16 protein-coding genes are annotated in these 23,730 nt (G+C 61.0%); 4 read left to right on the plus strand and 12 right to left on the minus strand.

Going from position 1 to position 23,730, the window contains the following annotated elements; genetic code table 11:
* Positions 1 to 35: 35 nt before the first annotated feature.
* Together DRW39_RS18645 and DRW39_RS18650 are read right to left on the minus strand one after the other, a co-directional pair.
* Positions 36 to 2,858, minus strand: coding sequence for a CHAT domain-containing protein (locus tag DRW39_RS18645; RefSeq protein ID WP_157976216.1), 2,823 nt, complete (start codon positions 2,856 to 2,858; stop codon positions 36 to 38).
* Entirely contained in the window at positions 2,851 to 6,126 is a 3,276-nt protein-coding gene (locus DRW39_RS18650; protein WP_116108601.1) for a caspase family protein, read from the minus strand. The genes DRW39_RS18645 and DRW39_RS18650 overlap by 8 nt, the downstream gene beginning before the upstream one ends.
* A 160-nt stretch (positions 6,127 to 6,286) precedes the next feature.
* Between DRW39_RS18650 and DRW39_RS18655 the strand changes: the two genes are divergently transcribed.
* Together DRW39_RS18655 and DRW39_RS18660 are read left to right on the plus strand one after the other, a co-directional pair.
* Positions 6,287 to 7,303 (plus strand): Kelch repeat-containing protein, encoded by a 1,017-nt coding sequence (locus DRW39_RS18655; protein WP_232830192.1) that lies wholly within the window; start codon positions 6,287 to 6,289, stop codon positions 7,301 to 7,303.
* A complete protein-coding gene (locus tag DRW39_RS18660) occupies positions 7,303 to 8,154 on the plus strand; it encodes a mevalonate kinase (RefSeq protein WP_116108602.1) in 852 nt (283 codons plus the stop codon). Before DRW39_RS18655 ends, DRW39_RS18660 begins: the two co-directional genes overlap by 1 nt.
* A 116-nt stretch (positions 8,155 to 8,270) precedes the next feature.
* On the opposite strand, the gene DRW39_RS18665 is transcribed toward DRW39_RS18660, so the two are convergent.
* The 6 genes from DRW39_RS18665 to DRW39_RS18690 form a co-directional block, all read right to left on the minus strand.
* Positions 8,271 to 9,512, minus strand: coding sequence for an alanine dehydrogenase (locus DRW39_RS18665; RefSeq protein WP_116108603.1), 1,242 nt, complete (start codon positions 9,510 to 9,512; stop codon positions 8,271 to 8,273).
* 14 nt (positions 9,513 to 9,526) lie between these two features.
* A complete protein-coding gene (gene tsaE, locus DRW39_RS18670; RefSeq protein WP_116108604.1) occupies positions 9,527 to 9,949 on the minus strand; it encodes a tRNA (adenosine(37)-N6)-threonylcarbamoyltransferase complex ATPase subunit type 1 TsaE in 423 nt (140 codons plus the stop codon).
* Between the two features lie 66 nt (positions 9,950 to 10,015).
* Positions 10,016 to 10,666, minus strand: a complete 651-nt coding sequence (locus tag DRW39_RS18675) for a YceI family protein (protein ID WP_116108605.1) — start codon at positions 10,664 to 10,666, stop codon at positions 10,016 to 10,018.
* A 122-nt stretch (positions 10,667 to 10,788) separates the two neighbouring features.
* Positions 10,789 to 12,300, minus strand: a complete 1,512-nt coding sequence (gene gndA / locus DRW39_RS18680; RefSeq protein ID WP_116108606.1) for an NADP-dependent phosphogluconate dehydrogenase — start codon at positions 12,298 to 12,300, stop codon at positions 10,789 to 10,791.
* Between the two features lie 160 nt (positions 12,301 to 12,460).
* Positions 12,461 to 13,756: a hypothetical protein gene (locus DRW39_RS18685; protein WP_157976217.1), complete on the minus strand. Its 1,296-nt coding sequence runs from the start codon at positions 13,754 to 13,756 to the stop codon at positions 12,461 to 12,463.
* Positions 13,757 to 13,827: 71 nt separating this feature from the next.
* Positions 13,828 to 14,271 carry an RpiB/LacA/LacB family sugar-phosphate isomerase gene (locus DRW39_RS18690; RefSeq protein WP_116108608.1) on the minus strand — a complete coding sequence of 148 codons (444 nt, stop codon included), beginning with the start codon at positions 14,269 to 14,271 and terminating at the stop codon, positions 13,828 to 13,830.
* A gap of 111 nt (positions 14,272 to 14,382) precedes the next feature.
* On the opposite strand from DRW39_RS18690, the gene zwf reads away from it, so the two are divergent.
* Entirely contained in the window at positions 14,383 to 15,918 is a 1,536-nt protein-coding gene (gene zwf, locus DRW39_RS18695; RefSeq protein ID WP_116108609.1) for a glucose-6-phosphate dehydrogenase, read from the plus strand.
* Between the two features lie 133 nt (positions 15,919 to 16,051).
* Positions 16,052 to 17,653 (plus strand): L-aspartate oxidase, encoded by a 1,602-nt coding sequence (gene nadB / locus DRW39_RS18700; protein ID WP_116108610.1) that lies wholly within the window; start codon positions 16,052 to 16,054, stop codon positions 17,651 to 17,653.
* 3 nt (positions 17,654 to 17,656) lie between these two features.
* Here the strand turns inward: nadB and DRW39_RS18705 are convergent, their stop codons facing one another.
* From DRW39_RS18705 to DRW39_RS18720, 4 genes are all read right to left on the minus strand, one after another.
* On the minus strand, positions 17,657 to 19,252 hold the full coding sequence (locus DRW39_RS18705; protein WP_116108611.1) for an ATP-dependent DNA ligase: 1,596 nt from the start codon (positions 19,250 to 19,252) through the stop codon (positions 17,657 to 17,659).
* A 117-nt stretch (positions 19,253 to 19,369) separates the two neighbouring features.
* Entirely contained in the window at positions 19,370 to 20,416 is a 1,047-nt protein-coding gene (locus tag DRW39_RS18710) for a ligase-associated DNA damage response exonuclease (RefSeq protein WP_116108612.1), read from the minus strand.
* A 94-nt stretch (positions 20,417 to 20,510) separates the two neighbouring features.
* Positions 20,511 to 21,254 carry an HpcH/HpaI aldolase family protein gene (locus DRW39_RS18715; protein ID WP_116108613.1) on the minus strand — a complete coding sequence of 248 codons (744 nt, stop codon included), beginning with the start codon at positions 21,252 to 21,254 and terminating at the stop codon, positions 20,511 to 20,513.
* 9 nt (positions 21,255 to 21,263) lie between these two features.
* Positions 21,264 to 23,156, minus strand: coding sequence for a CocE/NonD family hydrolase (locus DRW39_RS18720; RefSeq protein ID WP_116108614.1), 1,893 nt, complete (start codon positions 23,154 to 23,156; stop codon positions 21,264 to 21,266).
* Positions 23,157 to 23,730: the final 574 nt, after the last annotated feature.

A 23,730-nucleotide genomic window follows, 5' to 3' on the forward strand; every position in this document is an offset into this window, starting at 1 on the left:
CCGGCCTACTACCTGCGCTCCGCCGCACAAAACGGCTAACGCTCGGTAAGGAAGAAGGGAGCCCAGTACACGGGGGATGAACGCTCGGGTGGCGCGGTATCGAGATACTGCCGCATGCTATGGGCCAGAGCGGTGGCCGGGTCCCGCCCCGCAAGCAACTCCGCGTGGAAGGCCAGCATCATTTCCATCCCCGAACGGTCTTCCACCTCCCACAGGGAACCCAGTATCCGGCGGGCACCGGCCGCGAATAGCGAGGCCTGAAAGCCGTACAACTCATCGCCGGGAGCGTAATCCAGCTCGCGCCCACCGGCAGCCCGATCTCCGGCGAAGCAACAGCTCAGCACGACCAGCCCGAACGGCAACTCCCGCACCATCAGGTCGAATCCGTCGATGCTCCCGTCGTGCAAGAACAGCCGCGCATCCAGGGGGGCATCCCGCGGAAGGGCCTCTCCGTGAACGGCCAGGTGCAGGACGGAGGGCGTAGCGTTATTAGCCCATTGGTCAAGACGGGCAAGCATAGTTTCCCGGGTACAGGTCGCTCCCGCATTATAATCTACCCGCTGGTCCGCGGAGATATATGCCGCCTGAATACCCTCGGCTTCCGCCAGGGCTCCGGGCAGGGACGGAAGGGGAACCGAAGCGTAGGGCTGATAGTCGCGGCAGGCGAAGATCGCTATGTCGTTCAGCTGCCAGGGGGAAGCGGACCGGGTAAGGGCAAGCAGATTGTTCACGTAGCGGACCGTGTGCGACTGCACCAGGTACCTCCCCTGCTTCATCAGCGCGTGAAAGGGAAGGCGGTGCAACTGGCGGTGGGGACAAAAGATGAGATGGGTAACCCCTTCGATATAGCGCCACACCGCATCGGGAAGCAGCCAGTCCGATAACTCCTGCCAGTCCGGAACGTCCTCGGTGGGCGAGACGTCGACGCCGGGAATAGCGCGGGGACTACGCCCGCGGGTGCCGGTATAAGCTTGGGGAAATAGCGCGCCCTCCTTGAGTAAGGAGAGAAAGTGTGGCGATCGCTCCTTCTGGAGGTGGACGAACACTTCCTCCGCGGAAAGCACGGTGATTACCAGGTGCTGATGGTCTACGTTCAGGTAGTCGATGGCTACGGTATTCGTAGGCAGTCCCCGCCGGATGTCCTGCGCGAGGCGGTGGGCATCTTCCCGGAAACGAGACTCAGCGGAGGATCGCCCGAGCATGTAGCTGTCGTACAGGCGCTGCCGCCCTTCGAGTTGTTCCTTGCGTGCGGTCGGATCCAACTCGTCCATATTTGTCCGCATCTCCAGGAGAGATTCGGCGAACTCGTTATTCCCGTCCGCGAATTTCACTGTTTGAGGGTCCTCCGCTTTGAGCAGGGTACCGATTTGGAGGACTGTTTCGGGTCGACCCAGTCGGCCCGCCGCCAGGAGGCCCAGGGAATAAAAGTTTTGCCGTGCTACGCTGCGGCCATTCGTCAGGAAGGCCGCCCGTTGGTAGGGCATGGGTAGACGGGCGCGTTGCTCTTCCACGTATTCGATGCCTCGCAGGGCTCCGGACAGAAAGCCGGCGATGTCATCCATGGCCCGGGCGATCATCAGATTCCAAAGTGACCAGAGGGCGGTTTCCCCGTAGTCCATATTCTCGGCCAGGCGGAAGGCCCGCTCGAATTGCTGCTGCGCGGCCGGCCACTCTCCCTGCTCCACCATTTTCTCTCCTTTCTCCGCTATTTCGTCCACCAGCGGTAAGAGTCGGGAGAAGTCCAGTATCGGGGGTGGCGAGGTAGCATAAAGCCCGGCCTCCGCAAAGGGTGCCAGCAACGCGTTATCCGCGCGGACCCGACCGGCATGCACCGCATCCAGGCGCCGTAAAAGTTCATAGTGCGGCTCGAGAGCTTCCGTGCTATCCTCGCCCGCCAGGTTAGCCGCCAGCCATGCGCATTCCAGCCGGAGCATGGCCCGCTCGTAGAGATAACGGAGAAGTTGGGTGGAATTGCCACCGGGACCGGGAAAGGCGGATAGCCACCGCATCACCTGTTCACCCGAAGCGGGCTCCTCGCCTTCCTGGCCCTCCGCTGCGCGCTGCAGGTACTTTTTCGCCTCGAAGTGATCGCCGATCGTCCAGTAGCAGCGGGCCAGCAGGATAGTTAGCTGCAGGAAGGGAACGGACGGCGGTTCGCTCCGGGCGGCCTGCCAGAGCGGAAGGGTCTTCCGGACTACATCATCCATACTGACGCCGGCCGCCAGATAGGCTTCACTGCGTTGCAACTGCACCAGCGCCAATTCACTACTGAAATTATTTTCCAGGCAACACTCGGCGGCCAGCCGGTACCACTCTTCCGCGGCCGCGTAGTCCCCCGAGCGCCGGGACACGCTGGCTTGATGACAGCGTACTTTATAGCGCAGATCAGCCAGTTCCCCCCGTTGATCGATATCCCCGTAGGAGGCAATCGCCTGCGTGATTCGGGTAAGCAGTGTCTCCCCGGCGGCTAGGGGATCTTCCTTGTCGGCCAGCTGGGTGTAGTGAGTGGTTATTTCGTCCAGTACGGGCGTCAGGGCTTCCCGCTCCCGGTAATAGGAGTCGACTTCCAGGGGTAAGTCCGCCACCGCCCGGGACAGCGCTTTTGCGTTCGCCTTATCGTAGACCTGGCGGCCCGCGACCATGCGGCCGATTTCGTTGCCCGCCTCCAGGTGGTGTACACACCAATAGAGTGCTCGTATTTCGGACGGAGCGAGGTCTTCCGCGGCTAATAAAGCGTCGGGCGCAGCACCCCCCTGGATATCCTCAAAAAGCCGGCGGACCAGCCGTACCGCCCGTGCCAGCGGTTCTTGTAGCAGTAGGTCTAGCCGCTTTTCCCAGTCGGCGGTGTAATCATTCATCCCGCTTATCATTCGTGAGGTAGGTGCGGAGCAGGCCGACGCTGCCCGGTTCGACGAAGTAATTCATATGGTGGCAGGCGATCTCGGCGGTCGCCACGGTCGGTGACCGCTTACCCGCAACCGTGTGGATACTTTCCACCGTGACGGCGAGATCATTAGCCACTTCGCCGTATAGTAAGCGGCCGCCGAGTTTAAAGAGCTTCTCCTGCAGGCTGCGGTCGTATTCGGACCGGTCCAGAAAGTCATTCAGGTCACCGGCGAGCACGTGGTAGGGGATCATTGGGTCGGAAGATTCCTGCAGCGAGTCCAGGAAGAGGCTGTCGGGGTCCATCTGCTCCAGGGTGAGGGTGATAAATTTGCTCCGCTCTAGTCCAGCCAGCAGGATTCCCAGCGCTTCGGTGGCCCAGCCGTAGTTCATCGCGAAACCCAGCAGCGCGATCGCGTACTTTCGGTAGCGGATTATTTTGGCGATATCCGAACCGGCATTGGGCGTCCCCGCCATCACCAAGCGGTCTACGTAGAGATTGCCGCTGCGATGCTCGATGTAGTGCCGCGCGACCAGGCCGCCCATGGAGTGGGCCAGGATGACCAGGTACTGATCTTCCCGGATACCGGCGGTCTTCTGTAGGGCCTTCTTCAGGGCCTTGGACGTATCCTCCAGCCGCGTCGCCAGGTTTTCGTAGTCGAAGGTGAGAACGAGGTCGAAGTCGCCCCGCTCTACGGATTCCCGACAGAAGGCCGCCATCCCCCGCGTATCGCCGATGATCCCGTGGACAACCAGCAAGATCCGGTTGGCCGAGGCTACCTTTTCGCGGAGTCCATCTTTTCGCCGCCGTGGCAACAAAGCGGAATAATCTACCCACCGAAGCGAATAGCCGTCCCCCCGCAGAACGAACTTCTGGATAACCATGCGTACCGCTCCGAAGGCGCTGCGCTTGCCACGTCCGGCCGTTTCGGGCAGGCTGGAAATACGCAAGACACTCATACCCTCCTCCCCATCGAAATCAATCTCTCCTACGGGAAGCAGGTGCTCCCCGTCGTGGACGAAAGCCTGCAGGTATGCTTCCTCCGCCCGCTGCGTCGCAAAACGAAGCTCCAGGGGGTGTTGCTCCAACAGTTCGCGACCCTTGATTTCCGACAGTTCGATCACGGTTCCTCCGCTACTCCCCCGCCCCGCCGGCCGGAAGGACAGCAGCTCCGGTTGCGCCGTAGCTAACCACTCCGCCAGCGGATCGGCCGAGGCCGCCCGTAGCGTGGATGGCTCCGGAGTAGTAATGACGATCGCGGCCGAAAAGCTATCCTGACGGGGAGCAACCGTCAATTGACCGCCGAGTAGCGATACGGACGATGGGCCGATTTTTTCACTGGTTTCCAGCACCCGCAAGACGGTGAGCTCCCCCCACCACTCCGGGGCCGGCGCCCGGTACTGCAGTCCGTCCAAACCGGGTATACCGCCACGGGTAGCCGGACGATTCTCCGCGGAGAGGTCCACTACCGCCCCGAACGGATGGCCGTCCCGTTGCAGCCCCACCGCGTCGATCGCCTTCTCGCTCACGAAGCACTTTACCTGATAGTGGGTACAGGCTTGACCCGATGGTACGAAGCGAGTCGGGCTGCGATCGGGCAGGGTATCCCAGGCGATGGCTGTTTCGCCGGGGTCCAGTGCCTCGTGGTAGCCCGGATCGAAAAACCCGTAGCCTTCCGTACCGATGAAGAGCGAGACGTAGAGTCGTCGCCGCGGATCGGAATTCCGCACCCGGATCCGGAAGGGCAGTGGCCGGCTTTGTCCGTCCGCGGAAGGCAAAATGGCGCTCAGGTGACGATCCCGCGGTTGGACGACCTGCCAGCCGTCGTCCGTCTGCAATTCAAGCGTGACGGCTATCCGTGGCGTAGCGTCATCCCTTCGGTCATTTCCCAGGGCCACCAGATATTCCCATTCCATGATCGCGTGCAGCCGCCGTATCGTGGCCCTGGCGATCTCCCGGGGCGGTCCGTTGTGCACCGCGTACGCACGCGCTCCGTCCACTTGGCGGACGATGGCTATTCCGTCGGCGTAGGCCTCCAGGCGGTAAGCAGCCTTACGGGCTTCGGTGGAGAGTGTGTAGAAGGCAGAAGGGGTTTCGGCGGCAAGTTCCGCCACCCGCTGCCATTCCGCATCGAGGGAGCAATAGACAAAGGCGGGCGGGGGCGGAGCACTGATTAGCGTAGCGGTCAAGTCGTCGGTTACCGCCGCCGATAGGCTGGCCGGCAGTTCCGTCCGCTCGAAATCTACGCGGTAGGCGCTAACGGTTTGCCAAGGTTCACCGTCGCGAAAAAGATGGAAACGCACGTCGTGGGGAGCCATGCCGGCCAGCCCGTGTACCGCACCCAGTGGCACCGACACTTCGCCGGAGGGCCGCCGCGTGACCGGCATCCTCGATCTTTCCCCTGAAACCGCGGTACCGAGAAAGCCCCGGTAGGGATCCGCGCCGCCGACCGCTTCCAGCGTAGGGTGTTGCCGGTCGGTCACCCCCAGTACCCGGGCCAGTGCCCGGCGATGGAGGTCGAGGTAGCTCATGCGGTGTCCGCCGGCCTCGAGGACTATCTCTACGGCGCTGGACAGCAGACCGCGGCCGCCGGGCAGTTCGGTAGCCTCCTCGCGCCGGTCACAGGCCGACAGCAGTACATGTGCGGGGTTTGGCGAGCGGTATTCCGTACCGGCAGCTGCCAGTTGTCGCGCGATCCGACCCCCGAGGTAGCTTTCCAGCGGCCGGGGAGTTGAGGCATCCGGGGCACGGCGGATGCGGGTGCCGTCGGCCCGGGCGGCATTGCGGGTACCGGAGCCGGAGTGGCAACAGTCGAGGACGACCGTAATGTCCGCACCGCGGTCGGCAATATCCTGCAGTAACCAGGCTAGTTCCTTGTCCGCCAGCGCCAGTCCGCCCGGCAATCGACTGTCGAAACAAACCAGCGTTTCTTGCAGGGATTCCGGGAAGTAAGTACGAAAGGCCTGCGCCGCCGGCTCGCGGGAGCCGTGACCGCAAAAGACGAAGCAGAGGTGGTCACCGGCGGTAATTAACCGAGTCACGTCGGCGAAGGCATTGACCAGCGCAGCGTAGGTCGCCTCCTCGTCGGTGAATGTGTACAAATTCAGCGTGCGCCCTTCGGCGGAACGTTGCAAAATCTGCTGCCAGTGCCGGATGTCGTTGCGACAACCGCTGAGAGACGCAAGGCCCGCGGCGGGGGGATAGCGGTCAATACCGACCAGGATACCGTAGAGTACTGCCATAAACGAAAGATAGCGTGTGCCGCCGTTTTATGCGGAACCCGCCATACTCGCGATGAAGCACCGATTATGTTAACGGCCTGGACGAGGGTAGCCAGCAGCTTGCGGTTGGAAATTGGCGTTCTACCTGCGCTCCGTCGCCCAAATTGCTTAACCTTGTGACATGATGGTCAATCGGTTATTTGCCTACCCCCTCTTTGGTATAATTTTGATCCTGATGTCCTGCGGGAGCCGGCAGCCGGCAGCGGAAGGGCAGACGGGGGCTCCGACAAAGTCGACTGAATGGGAGCAAGTCAGCACAACCACCCAGCCCACGGCCCGCCACGAGGCCGCCTTCACGCGCGTCGGTGATAGAGCCTACCTGCTCGGCGGGCGGGGCGTCAAACCGGTGGATATTTTGGATCCGGAGGGCACAAACTGGAGCCAGGGCCCCGAGAGCCCGGTCGAGATCCATCACTTCCAGCCGGTGACCGTAGGCGAGGAAGTCTACCTGATGGGAGCCATGACCGGGGGGTGGCCCGGCGAAGACCCGCTGCCCAACATTTACATCTACGATACGCGCACCGATACCTGGCGCACCGGACCGGAGATCCCCGCCGGCCGCCGCCGGGGAGGAGCCGGTGCCGTACTCCACGACGGCAGCATCTACCTCGTCTGCGGCATCCAGGACGGCCACCGCAGCGGTCACGTCGCCTGGCTGGACCGCTACGACCTGGAAACCGGCGAATGGACCCAGCTGAGCGATGCCCCCCGCGCCCGTGACCACTTCCAGGCCGCAGTCCACGACGGTAAGATTTACGCCGCCGCCGGTCGGCGTTCCCAGGTGGAAAACGGCTTTTCGACGACCCTCGGGGAGGTGGACGTCTACGACATCGCTACCGATACCTGGACGACGCTGTCCGACACGATACCCACGCCGCGTGCCGGGAATGCCGCCGCGGTGGTGAACGGAAAGATTCTCATCCTCGGCGGAGAAAGCGGCGCCCAGGAATTGGCCCACAGCGACGTGGAAGCCCTGGACCCGGCTACCGGAAGCTGGACCGCGCTGCCGCCGCTGAGCCGCGGACGGCACGGAACGGGCATGGTGCAGTTCGGCGACCGGCTCTACATGGCCGCCGGCTGTGGCCAGCGCGGCGGGGAGCCGGAGCTGGATGACCTGATCGGCGCCACCGTCGACTGATGCGGGAAGCGTATCCGGCCAAGGTTTTGCTACTGGGGGAGCATACCGTGTTGCGGGGCGGACAGGCACTGGCCGTCCCCTACGATCGCTTACGGCTGCGCTGGGCGGAGGGTACGCCGGATCCCCGCCTGCTGAAGTTCGCGACCTATCTCGACGGTCAAGACGTACCGATAGATACGGACTCCCTCGGGCGCGATCTTCGGGCGGGCCGCACCCTGGCCGGCAACATTCCCGTTGGCTATGGCCTCGGCAGTAGCGGAGCGGTGTGCGCGGCAGTCCTCGATGCTTACGGATCACCGGCGGTTACGGCATACTCCACGGCAGATTTGCGCCAGCTGCTGGCCCGCATGGAGGGCCACTTTCACGGTAGCAGCTCGGGTACCGACCCCCTGCTGGCCTACCTGCAAAGTCCCATTCTTCTAGGAGGTGCCGGAAGCGCGGAGGAACAACCCCTGCCGGAAGGCTGGGCTGAGGGGTGGTTCCTGATCGACACCGGGATCACCCGCGATGCCTCCCCGCTCATCCGAGAATTTTTAGCCGCTTACGACCGCGACCCCTTGTCCATCGACCGGGGTTGGCGCGAACCCGCTGACGCCGCGATCCAAGCACTGATTGCTAACGACCGGGAGGCGCTTTACCGCCACTTCGCGTCTGTTTCCGACTTTCAACTGGCCCGGTTTCCAGACTTCATCCCACCAGCCTACCACGACAGCTGGAACGGTGGAGACCGGTATCGCCTCAAAATTTGCGGTGCGGGCGGCGGCGGCATGCTGCTGGGTATGGCGCGTGATGCGGTAAGGGCGGAAGAAGTGTTTGGTGAAGAACTGCTTTGGCTAACGAGTGGCGGATAATGGCCGAACACTCGCCGGACGCCTACTGCGTACGGCGACACGCCGAGGTTCTGTGCACCTTACGAACGGAGGAGACAGCAGGACCTACCTCCTGCAAGTTTCAAACAGCGTACTTCCTACAGCCCGCTGGTCATCAGCAGATCGATATCCGTATGCCGCATTTCGAAGCGTTGGCCCAGGTACCGATTGGTGAGGCAACCGCGGAAGGTATAGATACCGTGGCGCAGGCCGGCGTGGTGGCAGAGGAAGTGCTCGAAATTCCGGGCCCCCTCGGTGCGCAAAAGAATGGGGGTCAGGATATTGCTCACCGCGATCGACGCCGTACGCCCTACCCGACTGGCGATGTTGGGGACGCAGAAATGAACGACATCGTGCTTGTGAAAAATGGGCTGGTCCAGGCTGGTCAGCTCACTGGTGGCGAAGCAGCCGCCCTGGTCGATGCTGATATCGATGATCACCGAATGCGGCTTCATAGCCCGCACCATTTCTTCGCTGACGACGACCGGCGTGCGGCCGGTTTCGGAATGGATGGCGCCGATGGCCACGTCGGCATCGAGCAGTTCCCGGCGCAAATAGACCGGGTTCATGGCCGAGGTGTAGAGCTGACGACCAACGGACGTCTGTAGCCGCATCAGCTTGTGGATGTTGTCGTCGAAGACCCGCACCTCCGCGCCCATACCGAGTGCGGCCCGGGTGGCATATTCGGCCACTACCCCACCCCCCAGGATGACGACCTTCGCGCTGGGCACGCCCGAGATGCCCCCGAGCAGCGTACCCGGCCCACCGTGGCTGGTACTCAGTAATTCCGCGGCGGTCTGAATGGCGCAGACGCCGGCCATTTCGCTCATGATGCGCACGATGGGGAAGCTTCCCTCGTCGTCCTGCATGTACTCCATGGCCAGGGCGATGATCCGCTTGTGCTTGAGGCGGTAGAGGTATTCCGCGTTGATGATGGGCAGTTGCAGCGGGCTGATCAGTACGCTGCCCTCCTGCATCATGTCGATCTCCTCCAGCGTAGGCGGTGCGACCTTGACGATCACTCGGGCGCGGCGGTAGACCTCCTGGGCGGAGTAGGCAATTTCGGCGCCGCATTCGCTGAAGTCGTGGTCGGAAAAGCTGCTGGGCACGCCCGCCTGCGTTTCCACGAGGACCCGGTGGCCGCGGCTCGTCAGGGTATGCACCCCGCTGGGAACTATAGCGACACGTTTTTCTTGTAAGGTGATCTCCTTCGGTATCCCGATGAAGAGCTCCTCCGATTTGGATTCCACCGCAAGCGTCTCCGTCTGGGTCTGCCCGTAGCTGGACGTCAGCTCCTTGGGCAGATCGATTCTTTCCTTTTCCTTTTCCTTGCTGCTCATATTGAAGCTTACGGCTAACCGGTGGTAATTTCTAGGTGGCGCCGGCCCCCGTCGGTGGAATCGTGGCGTAAGCGCAGAAAAACAACGCCGTCCGGCAACAAGGGTTCTATTACGGCCGGCCATTCTATAAAGACGGCCGCTTCGGCGGTCTCTAACAGCTCCTCCAGCCCCGCATCGATGGCTTCCTCTACGCTATTCAGCCGGTAGCAGTCGAGATGGTGAATGATCCCCGTTCGCCCATCGTACTGATTGACAATGCTGAAGGTAGGGCTCGAGATGGGTTCCGTTACGCCCAGTTGACGGCAGATCTCCGCTACGAGCGTGGTCTTGCCGGCTCCTAATTCTCCTTCCAGGGCGAAGACCCGGTCGCTACCCACCTCATTCAGCAGTCGACTGGCGACTTGGTGTACCTCCGGCAGGGTGTAGGTCATTTCCATGGCCCGAAAATAAAAAGAGGTTGCCCACCTGCGTGGACAACCTCCGAGGGTTTTGATAATGTATCGTTACTTCTTAGCGATCAGGCTGAGGTTCAGGCCTACTTCATCGTTGATGATGTTGTCCTGGGCGATACCGGCAATCGAACCGCTACCGTACTCCATACCCCACTCGGTCCGGTCGATCACAAAGTCGGGCGTGGTAGCCGTGATGCGATCGCCTTCCATACTAATCTTGGCGGGAATGGTGATGCTGCGGGAGGTGCCCTTCAGGGTCAGGTTACCGGTGATCTCATGGTTGTACTCGTCCATATCGTCCACGGGGCTGACGCCGGTGATCTCGAACATGGCGGTCGGGTGGTTTTCCACGTCGAAGAAGTCACCGCTCTTCAGGTGGCCTTCCAGTTTACCCTTGCCTTCACCGTCCAGGTCACGGTTTTCAAGACGGGTGATGTCCAGCGTAAATTGGCCACCGACCAGCTCGTCGCCGTTCGTCTTCAGGGTTCCGCTTTGGATGGGGATCGCGCCTTCGTGACCGCCGCCGATCTTCTTCGTGCCTTCCCACATCACTTCACTGGCGGAAGTATCTACGGTGAAGGTGGCCGTTACGGGAGCGCTTTCGTCAGCTGCTACGGCGTCCGAAGACTCGACCTCCGTACCGGATGGTCCACACGCAACAAGGAAAAGAGCTAGAAAGAATAGGGAGAATGTAGTTTTCATAGAATAGGAGGTTGGTAGACACCCGATGAGTTAGGTGACGTGAAAAGTAACCCGTGTAGCTACACAGAGTTTAATCGAAATACAAATTTAATGTACCTACACGAATAATCCGAATTTATTTTCTAGCCCTCGGCCCCGCTGGGCGGATCCATCACTTTGGGTTCGTTCGGATCGGTGGGTATACCGCTGTCGGTTGTATCCCCCGCTTTATGGATCTTCTTAGCGTCCCAGGTAGTGTGGAAGGTTCCTTTTTCATCCAGTCGCTCATAGGTGTGCGACCCGAAGTAGTCGCGCTGTGCCTGCACCAGGTTCAGGGGCAAGCGCTCCGAACGGAAGGCTTCGAAGTACTGCAGGGCGGACGACAGGCACATGGAGGGGACACCCCGCTCATTGGCCTGGTGCACGACTTCGGCCACGGCCTCGCGGCAGTCGTGTAGGTCCTCCCGGAATTCGATGGTGGCCATCATATTTTTCAGTCCGTCGCGCTTGCCGTAGGCGGACCGGATGGTTTCCAGCAGCTCGGCGCGGATGATGCAGCCGCCCCGCCAAATGCGAGCGATGCCTTCCAGGTCGAGGTTGTAGTCCATTTCCTCACTCGCTTCGGCCAGCAGGTGCATGCCCTGGGCGTAGCAGCAGACGAAGCCGAAGTAGAGTGACTTCTCGACGGACTCCGCCAGCCCTTGGCCCTTCAGCAGGGGCTCGTCGGGGTGGATCGTGGTGTACAGTTTGGAGTTGTCCTGCCGGTACTCCTTGAAGGCCGAAATGGCCCGCATGGTCACGGCGCTATCAATGGTCGGGATGGGCACCCCGATGTCCATGGCCGACTGACTGGTCCACTTGCCCGTTCCCTTTTGTTTGGCCTTGTCGAGGATGACGTCGAGCAGGTGCGTCTCGCTTCCTTCTTCCCGGTACTTCAGAATGTTGGCCGTGATCTCCACCAAGTAGCTGTTGAGCCGGCCATCGTTCCATTTGCTGAAGAGCGCCGACATCTCGTCGTTCCCCATACCGCCCACGCGCTTCAGGATGTCGTAGGCTTCGGCCAGGAGCTGCATAAGGCCGTACTCGATGCCGTTGTGGACCATCTTGACGTAGTGGCCGCTGCTTTTTTCGCCGATGTAGGTGACGCAGGGTTCGCCGTTTACCTTGGCGGCCACGGTTTCCAGTACCTGCTTCACGTCTTCCCAGGCGCTGCGATCGCCGCCGGGCATGATACTGGGGCCGAGGCGGGCGCCCTTAGCTCCCCCAGAAACGCCCGTCCCCAGGAAACGGATGCCTTTCTCTTTGAGGTATACGTAGCGGCGGTCGGTATCGTTGTAGTGGCTATTGCCGCCGTCGATCAGGATATCGCCCTCGTCCAGCAGGGGCAGCAGACCTTCAATGACGCTGTCGACGATCTTTCCGGCCGGCACCAGCATCATGATCTTACGCGGTTTGCTCAGCAGGCTGACGAACTCCTTTTGGGTACTGACGCCCTTTACCCGCATGTCTTTTCCTTCTTCGTTCAGTGCGTCGACGGATTCCTGGTTGATGTCCGTACCCAGGGCGCCGAAGCCATCGTCGGCGACGTTGAGGAGAAAGTTGCGGCCCATGACGCCGAGGCCGATCATGCCGAAATCATACAGTTGCTGGTCCATTGGAGAATATCTTTTGCTTACAGAAGGCGTAAGGTAATAAGCGGCCGGGTGTTCATGGCGGCGGGGCGCAGGTATTGTCATTAGTGGTCCGCCGAACGCAGCGTTAGTGGCGTTCACCCCCTGGGCAGACCAGCTCACGCTGGGCGGACCAGGGGCAACCCTATTTATAAAAGTAGATCCGATAGCCCTCGTTCCACTCCAGGTTTCCATTGTCCAGGTAGCGGTTCTGTACCCGTACGGCGTGCTCGCCGGGGGGAAGATCGTGGGTAGGTACCATATAGAGCAGGCCGGGCTGTTCGCGCACCGAATGGGTATGAAAGCGAGGTTTCACGCCGGCGGCGCTTCCGTTAAGGGATACTTTATGCAGGGCATCGAAGGCCAGCAATAGGGAATCGTTGCTGGCCTTCGCATTGCTTTGAGTCCCAACCGTAAAGGCCCCCTCCAACTTCATGCCGGTATAGCGGGATACCGCCAAACCCGGATCGATCGCCCGCAGGACGTCGTTATCGGTGGTGGGCAAGTATGGTACGAATACCTCGACGTAATCGTGGTCCGGGAACCTGGACTCCAGGGTGGCCTGGTGAAGCCGGATGCTGTTCCATTCCCCTTCGTCCATGTAGCTGCCCGAGTCGATGAAGGCCGATCCGTCCTGTATGAAGGCCGGATAGTAGGCGTACTTGACCATCTTTACGGAGACGATACACAGGATCAGAAAGATAAAAACCGGCAACAGCCGTGCCAGCCGCCGTCCGAAGCGTTGGTCGATCAGGTTGTAGTAGAGCGGTCGGTACAGCCGGGCCAGGGTGATCCAACCCATGAAGCGGTAGAGGTAGTAGTAGGGCCGGGCCGTATACCGGTTTCGCTTAAAGAAACCGAGCGTGGCAAAGTCGATGAAGTACAGCACGCTAAGCAGAAACAGCACGCCGGTCAGCCACCCGCCGCCGCGGAACACACCCGTATTGTTGGACAGCTCGGTGCCGGTGACCCAGCTGATTCCTTCCTGTACCGCGATCATGAATAGCGCCCAGGACCCGAGACTGAGAAAGCAAAAGAGGATCAGGAAAGCGATCGAAAATAATACGCTGCAGTACTGTTCCAGGCGCAGCAGGTAGTCGTCGAAGCTACCGATGCGCCGCTGCAGCCAGTCCTCGTAGCGGTCCCGAAACTGCAGGGCACGGTAGTCGATCTCCCCCGAGACGGACCGCAGGCCGACGGCCGCAATCCATAAGCCGCGCATAACCACGTGCACGATCAGGCAGATAAGCAGGGATAAGTAGGCCGTCCGCCCCGTCATGTACAGGAAGAAGACGGGCATATAGCCCCGGTCGTCGGTGAGCAACAGGCGCAGGTCGGACTCTAAACCGGTCACCACCGGCCACCCACCGATCAGCAGGAAGATGACGAAGCCGCTGATGATGAGCTCGAGTTGCCAGCTTTCCTGTTGGAGATTGTCCAACCAGGATGCGAGTTTGTTTTCCGTATTGCTCCGCGGTGGATTCATTTTTCCTGCGCTCCGGCGCCATACTTCTATTGTTCCAGGTCCGCCACCTTACCCATGCGGCGCTGCTGGCGGGGAAGGTTCTGGTACTCCGCGCCGAGGAAGGCGTCGAGTAATTCCTGGGCCAGGGCGATGCCGATGACGCGGCCGCCCACGCACATCATATTCATATCGTCGTGCTCCACCCCTTGCCGGGCGCTGTAGGTCTCCGTGATGAGGCAGGCGCGCACGTTCTTGATCTTGTTGGCGGCGATGCTGGCTCCTACCCCGCTGCCGCAGACGGCCACGCCGCGATCCACCTCACCGGAGCCGACCGCGCGGGCCAGGGGGACTACGTAGTCGGGAAAGTCGTCGGCCGCGTCGTATTCGAAGGCCCCGAAGTCCTTTACGCTGAAGCCTTTTTCTTCCAGGTATTCCTGGAGTTGCCGTTTGAGTTCGATGCCGCCGTGGTCGGTCGCAATGCCAATGGTCATAAGGGGGAAGATTGTAGAATGGGCCTAAAATTACCTTAGACGGGGCGTAAACCTTATAAAAAGTGGGACCTTTGATAGGGAAACCATTTAAGAAGCTTTCCACACCCACACATGGCCAACCAACTCGACCCCCACATTCTGATCATCTACGGAGCTTCGGGAGACCTCGCCCAGCGCAAACTCATCCCCGCCGTCTTCGATCTCTACCGGGGCGGGTACCTGCCGGAAAAATTCGCGCTCCTGGGCGCCAGCCGCACCGATTATACGGACGAAGCCTTCCGCGAGAAGGTCCTGTTCGAGAATGAATTCATGCAGGACAAAGGTTACGACGAAGAGCAGCTCAAGGCCTTTTCCAAGCTACTCTTCTACCAGGACCTGAAAGCGTACGACGGCCCGGAAGACGCTAAAAAGCTCAAAGCCAAGCTCGAGAAACTTGGTAAGAGGTTCGGAACGGGCTCCAACTACATCTTTTACCTGTCCACCCCGCCCAAACTGTACAGTTCCATCCCCAAGGCCCTGGCGGAAGTCGGCCTGAACAAGCCCGAGAACGGGTGGTCGCGCCTGGTAGTGGAAAAGCCCTTCGGCTACAATGAGGAATCCGCCAAGCAACTCAACGAGGAGCTGCAATCGGTCTTCCGCGAGAATGACATCTACCGGATCGATCACTACCTGGGCAAGGAGACCGTCCAGAACCTGCTGGTGACCCGCTTCGCCAACGGCTTCTTCGAACCGCTGTGGAACCGGAACTACATCCAGTCCGTGCAGATCACCGCCGCCGAAACGGTAGGCGTCGGTAGTCGGGGCGGCTACTACGACGAGAGCGGCGCCCTGCGGGACATGATCCAGAATCACCTCCTGCAGGTGCTGGCGCACGTGGCCATGGAGCCGCCCATCCGCGCGGATGCCTACTCCATCCGGGGCGAGAAGATGAAGCTGTTTCAATCCTTACGGGAGATAAAGGGTGACGAGGTCGCGAATTACGTGGTCCGCGGACAGTACGACGCCGGCACCACCAAGGAAGGCGACGTCGAGGCCTACCGCGACGCGGAGGGTGTACCCGACGACAGCATGACCGAGACCTACGTGGCCATGAAGTTCTTCATCGACAACTGGCGCTGGGCGGGGGTCCCCTTCTTCATCCGCACCGGTAAGTGTCTGCCCCTGAAGGTCACCGAGGTGGTCATCACCTTCAAAAACCCGCCCCAGGCCATATTCGCCGGCTACGACGACTACGCCATGAAGTGCGACAATCAGCTCATCATGCGCATCCAGCCCGACGAGGGCATGGCCATGGAGTTCGGCATGAAGGTCCCCGGCGAAGGCTTCCGCGTCAAGAACGTCGACATGGACTTCTTCTACCGCGACCTCACCACGAAGGACGTTCCCGAATCCTACAGCCGCCTCCTCCTCGACTGCATGAAGGGCGACCCCACCCTCTACGCCCGCGGCGACAGTGTCGAACAGGCCTGGGCCTTCGTCGACCCCATCCTCAAGGCTTGGGAGAACAACGAAGCCCCCCTGGCCCGCTACACCGCCGGCACCTGGGGCCCCGAGGAAGCCGACCGCCTCTGGGACGGCATCACCGGCGCGAGCTGGCGGAATCCGGCGGAGTCGCTTACGGAGGATAAGCATTACACGAAGTTGTAAGGGGATAGGGGGTAAAGGGGATAAGGGGTAAAGACGGCGGCAATGTGTTACATCGGAAGGCCCTTCCTTTACCCTATTACCCCTTAGCCCCTTTACCCCTTCCATACCCTTTCAACCTTAACCCCTTTACCCCTTGCTCAAAACAGACGTACTAATCATAGGCTCCGGCATCGCCGGCCTCAGCACCGGGATCAAACTGGCCATGCTGCGCCCCGACCTGAAGATCGACGTGCTGACCAAGGTCAATGAGCACGAGAGCAATACGAGCTACGCCCAGGGCGGCGTCGCGGCGGTGTGGGACCACGGGACGGACACCTACGAGAAGCACATCGCCGATACGCTGGACGCGGGGGCCGGCCTGTGCGACGAGCACATCGTGCGCATCGTGGTGGAGGAAGGCCCCGAGCGGGTGGAGGAGATTATCGATTGGGGTACGCGCTTCGACCTGGACCAGTTTCAGAAGTACGACCTGGGGCGCGAAGGCGGGCACTCCGAAAACCGGATCCTGCACTATAAAGATCTGACGGGCTGGGAGATCCAGCGGGCGCTGAGCGCGAAGGCGGCCACGCTCGACAACCTGATCGTCCACGAACACTACTTCGCGCTCGACCTGCTGACGCAGCACCACCTCGGGCACATCGTGACCCGGCTGACGGAGAACATCGAATGCTACGGGGCCTACGTCCTCAATAAGGAGAACTGGGAGATCAGTACCATCGTGGCCCGGAACACCGTACTCGCCGCCGGCGGCAACGGACAGATCTACCGCAGTACCACCAATCCCGTGATCGCTACGGGCGACGGCATCGCCATGGCCTACCGCGCCAAAGTGCACCTGGAGAATATGGAGTTCGTGCAGTTTCACCCCACGGCCCTGTATAATCCGGGATTGGAGAAGCAGGCCTTCCTGGTCAGTGAGGCGGTGCGCGGTTTCGGGGCCATCCTGAAGCGGCCGGACGGTACGGAATTCATGCAGGAGTACGACGAGCGCGGCAGTCTGGCCCCCCGCGATATCGTGGCCCGGGCCATCGACAACGAGATGAAGCTGACCGGTGCGGAGTTCATGTGCCTGGACTGCACCCACCTGGACAAGGAAAAATTCATCGCCCACTTCCCCACCATCTACGAGAAGTGCAAGGAGAAGGGCATTGACCCGATGAAGGACCTGATTCCGGTCACCCCGGCCTGCCACTATATGTGCGGCGGGGTGCAGGTGGACGAGTTCGGGCGCAGCTCCGTCAACCAACTCTATGCCTGCGGGGAGTGCACGAGCACCGGTCTGCACGGCGCCAATCGCCTGGCGAGTAACAGCCTGCTGGAAGCACTCGTTTTCGGGCACCGCATCGCCCACTCCATCGCCTCCAACATCGACAATAGCGACCTGGAGAATCAAATCCCCCAATGGGAGCGCACCGGCACCACCGAGCCGAAGGAGCAGGTCCTCATCACCCAGAGCATTAAGGAACTCAAGGAGGTCATGTCTAGCTACGTCGGCATCGTGCGCAGCGACAAACGTCTGAAGCGCGCCAAGGACCGCCTGGCCCTCCTCCACGACGAAACCGAGGAGCTCTACCGGAACAGCCTGGTGAGCCCGCAGCTCTGTGAATTGCGGAACCTGATCACCGTCGGCTACTTGGTATCTAAGGCCGCTTCGCTGCGGAAGGAAAGCCGCGGCCTGCACTTTACGACCGACTACCCGGAGCGGGCGGATTTCGTGCAGTATTCGGTGCTGTAGGGCCTACCCGCCGTACTGCTCCAGCAGCGCCTCCAGGTCATCCTTTGTATTCGCCTCCTCCACCGGCTTATCGTGCCGCCAACGCAGCATGCGCGGAAAGCGTAGCGCAACCCCTGATTTATGCCGGGTTGACTTCCGGATGCCCTCGAAGCCGATCTCAAAGACCTGTTTCGGCTTTACGCTGCGCACCGGTCCAAAGCGCTCCACCGTATTGCGGCGCACCCAGGCGGTGATCTTGTTGAACTCCTGGTCGGTGAGCCCGGAGTAGGCCTTCGTGAAGGGTACAAGGTCTTCTCCGTCCCAAACCCCGAAGGTGAAGTCGGTGTAGAGGTTAGCGCGCCGACCGTGTCCGCGCTGGGCGTACATCATGACCGCGTCGATGGTGAGGGGATCGACCTTCCATTTCCACCAGTCGCCCTTCTTACGCCCCTGTTTGTAGGCGCTGTCGCGACGCTTGAGCATGATGCCCTCGCTGAATTTTTCCCGCGCCGTTTCGCGTTCGGCGGCGAGGTCGTTCCAGTCGTCAAACTCGAAAACGGGGGAAAGTTGCAACACCCCCTCGGTCGGGTTTTCCTCCACCACCCGCTCGAGTAATTTCCGGCGGTCGCTCATGGGCAGCTTGCGGATGTCGCGGCCCTCGTACTCTAGCAGGTCATAGCACATTAGTACCACGGGTGCATCTTTAAGTAGTTTTTTGCTTACCGTCTTGCGGCCGATCCGCGTCTGCAGCACGTTGAAGCCCAGCGGCTGCCCGTCCCGATAGGGCAGGATTTCGCCGTCAATGACCGTACCGTTCGGGATAGCGGAAGCTAGTAGGTGGTACTCCGGGTATTTATCGGTCACGAGCTCCTCCCCCCGCGACCAGACGAATACCTCATCGTCGCGCACGATCACCTGCCCGCGGATGCCGTCCCATTTATGTTCGGCCTGCCACTCGGCGGGGCTGCCCAATTCCTCCGCCGCCTGCTCCAGTTGGTAGGCCAGGTAAAAGGGATAGGGCCGGGAAATATCGTCGGTGGCCGATTCGCTGTGGATCAGGTCCTCGAAGGTCGTATCGTTCGGGGTCCAGTTGCCCATCAGGCGGTGGGCCAGGTTGGTCTCCTCAATACCGGTGGCCCGGGAGAGGGCGCGCGTCATGAGCTTTTGACTTACCCCCACGCGAAAGTTGCCGGTAATCAGCTTGTTGAAGAGATAGCGTTCGGTCGTGTTGAGTCCGCGCCAGGCTTCCTGCACCGCTTCCTTCTTGCCCTCCTCGTCGTAGCCGGCGAAGTCCTGGATGTACTCGATCCAGTGGGTCAGGGTATGATCGTAATCCTGCTCCGGCGGCGGCAGGATGAGGGCGATCGTCTCTGCCAGGTCACCCACCACGTGGTAGCTCTCCTCCAGGATCCAGGTATCGATGCCGCTTAGTTCCGACGCCCAGGCCCGCAGCAGTTTGGAATTGACGGTGCGTCGCGGTCGGCGGTGGCTGAGCAGGGCTACCGTCCAAAGCTTGTCCTCGTCGTCCACCTGCAGGAAGTAATCGGCCAGCGCGTCCACCTTGGCGTTGGTTTTGGTGGTGCGGTCTAGGCGGCGGAACATTTCGGCGAAGTTCTTCATGGCCTTATAAATTGGAAACACAGATTGAATCGGATTAAGGCACGGATTCTCACAGATTGCTTTGCAAAAAAATCCGTGGCAATCCGTGCCCTAATCTGTACCAATCCGTGTTGAACTTCACTCCGCATCAGCCGCCAGATTTTCCTTCTCCGTCTCCGAGTTCCCCTTAGTCTCGATTTCCGCCAGCTCCCCCTCGTATTCGGTGTGCAGCTCCACGGCGTTGAGGCCCTGCTCGCGGAGGTATTTGCTGAAGATGGCCGTGTAGCCGTGGGTGACGTAGACGTTGTCGGCTCCGGTGAGGTCGATGGCTTCGAGCAGACTGGGCCAGTCGCAGTGATCGCTAAGGACGAAGCCGCGATCGGCACCCCGGCGACGGCGGGCACCGCGGAGGGTCATCCAGCCGGAAGCCGCCCCGATGGAGGCGTTGCCGAACTTCTTCACCCAGGGCTGGCCGATGGCACCGGGGGTGGCCACGACGATGTTGCCGGGGTAGTCTTTCTTGTTGATCTCCCGGGTGACGCGGGTGGTTTCGGGCAGTTTCACCCCTTGCTTGCGGAGGACTTCATTTGTGTTTTCGATGGCGCCGTGGGTGTAGATCCTGCCGATCGAGGTATCGAGCCCGTCGAGGAGCCGCTGGGCCTTGCCGAGGGCGTAGCCGGTCAGGATAGCGGTGCGGCCTTCGCTGGCGGTCTGTCGCCACCAGTCGTTGATGTCGGCCATGACTTCTTCCTGGGGCGTCCAGCGGTAAACGGGCAGCCCGAAGGTGGATTCGGTGATGAAGTGCTGGCATTTTACCGGCTCGTAGGCTTCGGAAAGGCCGTCGTCTTCCAGTTTGTAATCGCCGCTGGCTACCCAGATTTCGCCCTTGTACTCCACCCTTATCTGCGCCGAGCCGATAATGTGCCCCGCCGGGTGGAAGCTGAATTTCACCCCGTTGATGGTCTTTACCTCGCCGAATTCGACGGTTTCCAGCTTAATGTCACCCAGTCGGTAGCGGATGACGGGCGCCGCGGCACGGGTGCAGAGGTAGTACTTGTTTCCCCAGCGGGAGTGGTCGGCGTGGCCGTGGGTGATGAGGGCGCGGTCGACCGGTTTCCACGGGTCGATGTAGACGTCGGCGCGCTCGCAAAAGATCCCGCAGTCGTTGAAGGTGAGGAGGGGCATGGAATGGTGCAACGGAGGCCGGGGGTAGGAGGTTTAAGTTGAGGTGCTGTCACCAACCGATCATCTCGCCCTACAACGGCTCGACTTCAAGACCCTACCATTCCCCCATCCAATCCCCCAGTCCCCGCTGAAAGATCACGTCCTCCGTACCGCAGGTGATCAGGTCGAAGCCACGCCCGATAAGGCCCGGCATGTCCGACGGCCGAATGGTAAAGACACCGGTGAATAAGCCATGTTGCTTTCCCACGGCCACGACGCGGTCCAGCACCGCGGATAAATTGGGATCGGCAAAATTCGCGCGTTCCTTTAGCCCCAGGCTCACGCTCAGGTCCCAGGGGCCGATAAAGAGCCCGTCCAGTCCCGGCGTGGCGGCGATAGCCTCTAATTCCTCGACCGCACCGGCGGTTTCGATCATGACGAAGCACAGCGTGCCGTCATTGGCATCGGCAAAGTAGTCTCCCTTATGGTGGAGATCCGCCCGGAAGGGACCGAAGGAACGATTTCCCAGCGGCGGATACTTGGCGGCCCGAACGAAGGCGGCGGCTTCCTCGGCGGAGTCGACCATCGGACAGATGATTCCTTCCACGCCGTAGTCCAGCGCCTTCATGATCAGCTCCGGGCGATTCCAGGCCAGGCGGGCCAGCGGTATGGCCCCACCCGACCGGATGGCCTGTAGCATGCCGAGCAGATGGGCGTCCTCGACGGAGCCGTGCTGCATATCCAGGGTAATGCTCTCCACCCCCATCACCCCTATGCGCTCGGCCAGGGCGGGGACCGGCAAAGTCATGAATACGTTGCGGAGGGGTTCGGCTTGCTGAAGACGTGCTCTAAGCTGCATGGGATAAAATTACCGACTGGCCGTCTTCTTCACCACCGGGATATGCACCACGCTGGGGTATTCCGCCGAATGGTGAATGACGTTGTGCGCCACTACGCTCTCCGTCTCGTCGTAGTTATTGCCACCGGTATTCAGGTTGCGGTCGAAACGGGGGAAATTGGAGCTACTGACCTCGATGCGGAGGCGCTGGCCGGCCTTGAAGAGGTTGCTGGTGCTGAGGGGTGTCAGGTCTACTTTATACACTTCACCTTCTTCCATAAACACCTCGTTGTCGTAGCCTTCCCGGTAGCGGACGCGCTGGATGGTTTCGTCGAGGTTATAGGCCGCGCCGTCCTCCTCGACCACGATCAGCTTGAGGGTCAGGTCGGTGTCCTTCACGTCGCTGCTGAGGTAGAGGGTGGATTCCACGGAGCCGGTCACTTCGGTATCCTCGGTGAAGGGTTCGGAGGTGTACACCAGGATGTCGTTGCGGGCCTCCATGCGGCGCTGGTCCATGGCACCTCCCTCGATGGCGTCGCCCGTACAGCAGACGTTGCCGCCGTAGCTATACACCGGGTTCATGGGGTCGTAAATGATGGTGTCCGGCTGGCTGCCGGTTGTGGGTTGGCTTTCTACCAGCGCTCCGCCGCCATACATCGTATTGGCATCGCCCTGGCTGGTCAGGTAGTGGGGGACCATTTCGACGCTGGGCGGAGGCCAGGCGGAGGTGGTCTGCCACTCGTTGCTGCCCATGGTGTAGTAGGTCACGCGGGCGAGGGTATCGATTATATCCGAGGGGTCCTCCTCCTTCAGCCATTTGTCGAAGAAGCCGTAAATCAGGCCGTCGTAGTCGTACCGGGCATCACCTACGCTGCGTTCACCGACGATGGTATTCTCCTCGGCGCGGGTATAGGCACAGTGCAGCGTGGGGGCGATCCAGAGGAACTGGTTGTCGCGGGCTTCTTCCGACTCGGCGTTCTCGCGGACGTGGTTGAAGAGCGCAAGGTTCGGGCTGATGGAGACGTCGTACCAGCTGGTGAACCAGAAGGTGGGGACGTCGAAGGGCATATCGTCGTGGTACAGCCCGCCCTCGTACCAGGCCGGGTCGTTGGGCGTACGGGTGATCATTTCCTCGTAGATGCCTTCGGGGCCGTTGTTGGCCGAGATGATCTCGCTGACCGGCAGGGTGGAGAGCATTTCGGTGGATGAAATATCCGGGTACTCGGGTGCCATATCGTAAAAGCGCTGGATGCGCAGGAGATCCTGCTGTTCAAGCCCCTCGGGGATGCGCGGTGCGGCGGGGTCGTGCTGCACGTGGTAGAGCCAGCTGGTGAAGAGCATCTGACCGGCGCCGCCGCGGTACCAGTTGCCCTGCTCGTAGAAATCGCCGATGCGTCCTACCCCGGCGCCGTAGCCCATGGGTACCATCGCCTTCAATGCCGGGTGACCCAAACTGGCGACGGCCATCTGCCACTCGGCGGTGGAGCTGCAGCCGTACAGCCCGACGTTCCCGTTGCTCCAAGCTTGGGTGCTCATCCATTCGATGGCGTCGTAGCCGTCGGTAGTGGGTACGCCCAGAATGTCCCACTCGCCCTCGCTGTAGTAGCGGCCGCGCTCGTTCTGCACCACGTAGGCGTAGCCGCGGCTGACGGCCTCGTAGGCATTCTGGTACAGGCGCTCCTGTTCCTCGCCGTCGACCCAGCCGTTGAACTGGTAGGGGGTGCGAACGAAGATGATGGGTGCCTTAGCTACGTCCTTTGGCCGGTAGACGTCGGTGGCGAGGCGCTTACCGTCGCGCATGGGAACCATGATCTTTTGCTCGACTTCCGCTATGGCGGCCAGGCGCTGGTAGGCCTCGGATTTTTGCGCCGCAGCGCAGGAGGAAAGCAGGATGACGAGGAGGAAGGTCAGCTGGTGTCGCATGCTTGTGTTGTTCGGTTCGGGGCGGGGAAGATACGGTTGGTTGTTGGTCTTCCAATTCGCGGGTTATGCCCTTGGTGCAGTTTACGGCTCAGCTCGCCTACGGCTCGTTATCGGAAACACGGATTTCACAGAGTTGGGGCACGGATTGGCTTCGCCGCCACTTCGTGGGTTTCCGCCCAACCAACTATTGGGTAGACTCAGGAATGCCTTGTGGGCTTTCGAATCGGCGGATTGTTATCGGGTTCGCGGTACTCGGTTCGTGGGCGGTGCACGCTAGGGGGGAGCTTTACGGCTCAGCTCGCCTACGGCTCGTTATCGGAAACACAGATTTCACAGATTTGGGGCACGGATTGAGCACCGATTGGCTTTGCCGCCATTTCGTAGTTTTCCGAACGGTCAACTATTGCGAAGATTCAAGAATGCCCTGTGGGCATTCGATTCGGCGGTAACCGGGTCGTGGGCTGTGCCTGCGGCTCCTTTCTTCACGGGCCATTATCCCGAGGCGGACCAAGGGACAGCCTGGGAACCAACCGGGCCCGCGGCACTTCCCCTCGTCCGCCCACCCCCATATTTT

The sequence above is a fragment of the Lewinella sp. IMCC34191 genome, assembly GCF_003390935.1.
Lineage (GTDB): Bacteria > Bacteroidota > Bacteroidia > Chitinophagales > Saprospiraceae > Neolewinella.

Bases quoted from the DNA above. Each gene is read 5' to 3' on its own strand.
- DRW39_RS18645 (WP_157976216.1), bottom strand. From the start codon at position 2,858: ATGAATGATTACACCGCCGACTGGGAAAAGCGGCTAGACCTACTGCTA.
- DRW39_RS18650 (WP_116108601.1), bottom strand. From the start codon at position 6,126: ATGGCAGTACTCTACGGTATCCTGGTCGGTATTGACCGCTATCCCCCC.
- DRW39_RS18655 (WP_232830192.1), top strand. From the start codon at position 6,287: ATGATGGTCAATCGGTTATTTGCCTACCCCCTCTTTGGTATAATTTTG.
- DRW39_RS18660 (WP_116108602.1), top strand. From the start codon at position 7,303: ATGCGGGAAGCGTATCCGGCCAAGGTTTTGCTACTGGGGGAGCATACC.
- DRW39_RS18665 (WP_116108603.1), bottom strand. From the start codon at position 9,512: ATGAGCAGCAAGGAAAAGGAAAAGGAAAGAATCGATCTGCCCAAGGAG.
- tsaE (WP_116108604.1), bottom strand. From the start codon at position 9,949: ATGGAAATGACCTACACCCTGCCGGAGGTACACCAAGTCGCCAGTCGA.
- DRW39_RS18675 (WP_116108605.1), bottom strand. From the start codon at position 10,666: ATGAAAACTACATTCTCCCTATTCTTTCTAGCTCTTTTCCTTGTTGCG.
- gndA (WP_116108606.1), bottom strand. From the start codon at position 12,300: ATGGACCAGCAACTGTATGATTTCGGCATGATCGGCCTCGGCGTCATG.
- DRW39_RS18690 (WP_116108608.1), bottom strand. From the start codon at position 14,271: ATGACCATTGGCATTGCGACCGACCACGGCGGCATCGAACTCAAACGG.
- zwf (WP_116108609.1), top strand. From the start codon at position 14,383: ATGGCCAACCAACTCGACCCCCACATTCTGATCATCTACGGAGCTTCG.
- DRW39_RS18705 (WP_116108611.1), bottom strand. From the start codon at position 19,252: ATGAAGAACTTCGCCGAAATGTTCCGCCGCCTAGACCGCACCACCAAA.
- DRW39_RS18710 (WP_116108612.1), bottom strand. From the start codon at position 20,416: ATGCCCCTCCTCACCTTCAACGACTGCGGGATCTTTTGCGAGCGCGCC.
- DRW39_RS18715 (WP_116108613.1), bottom strand. From the start codon at position 21,254: ATGCAGCTTAGAGCACGTCTTCAGCAAGCCGAACCCCTCCGCAACGTA.
- DRW39_RS18720 (WP_116108614.1), bottom strand. From the start codon at position 23,156: ATGCGACACCAGCTGACCTTCCTCCTCGTCATCCTGCTTTCCTCCTGC.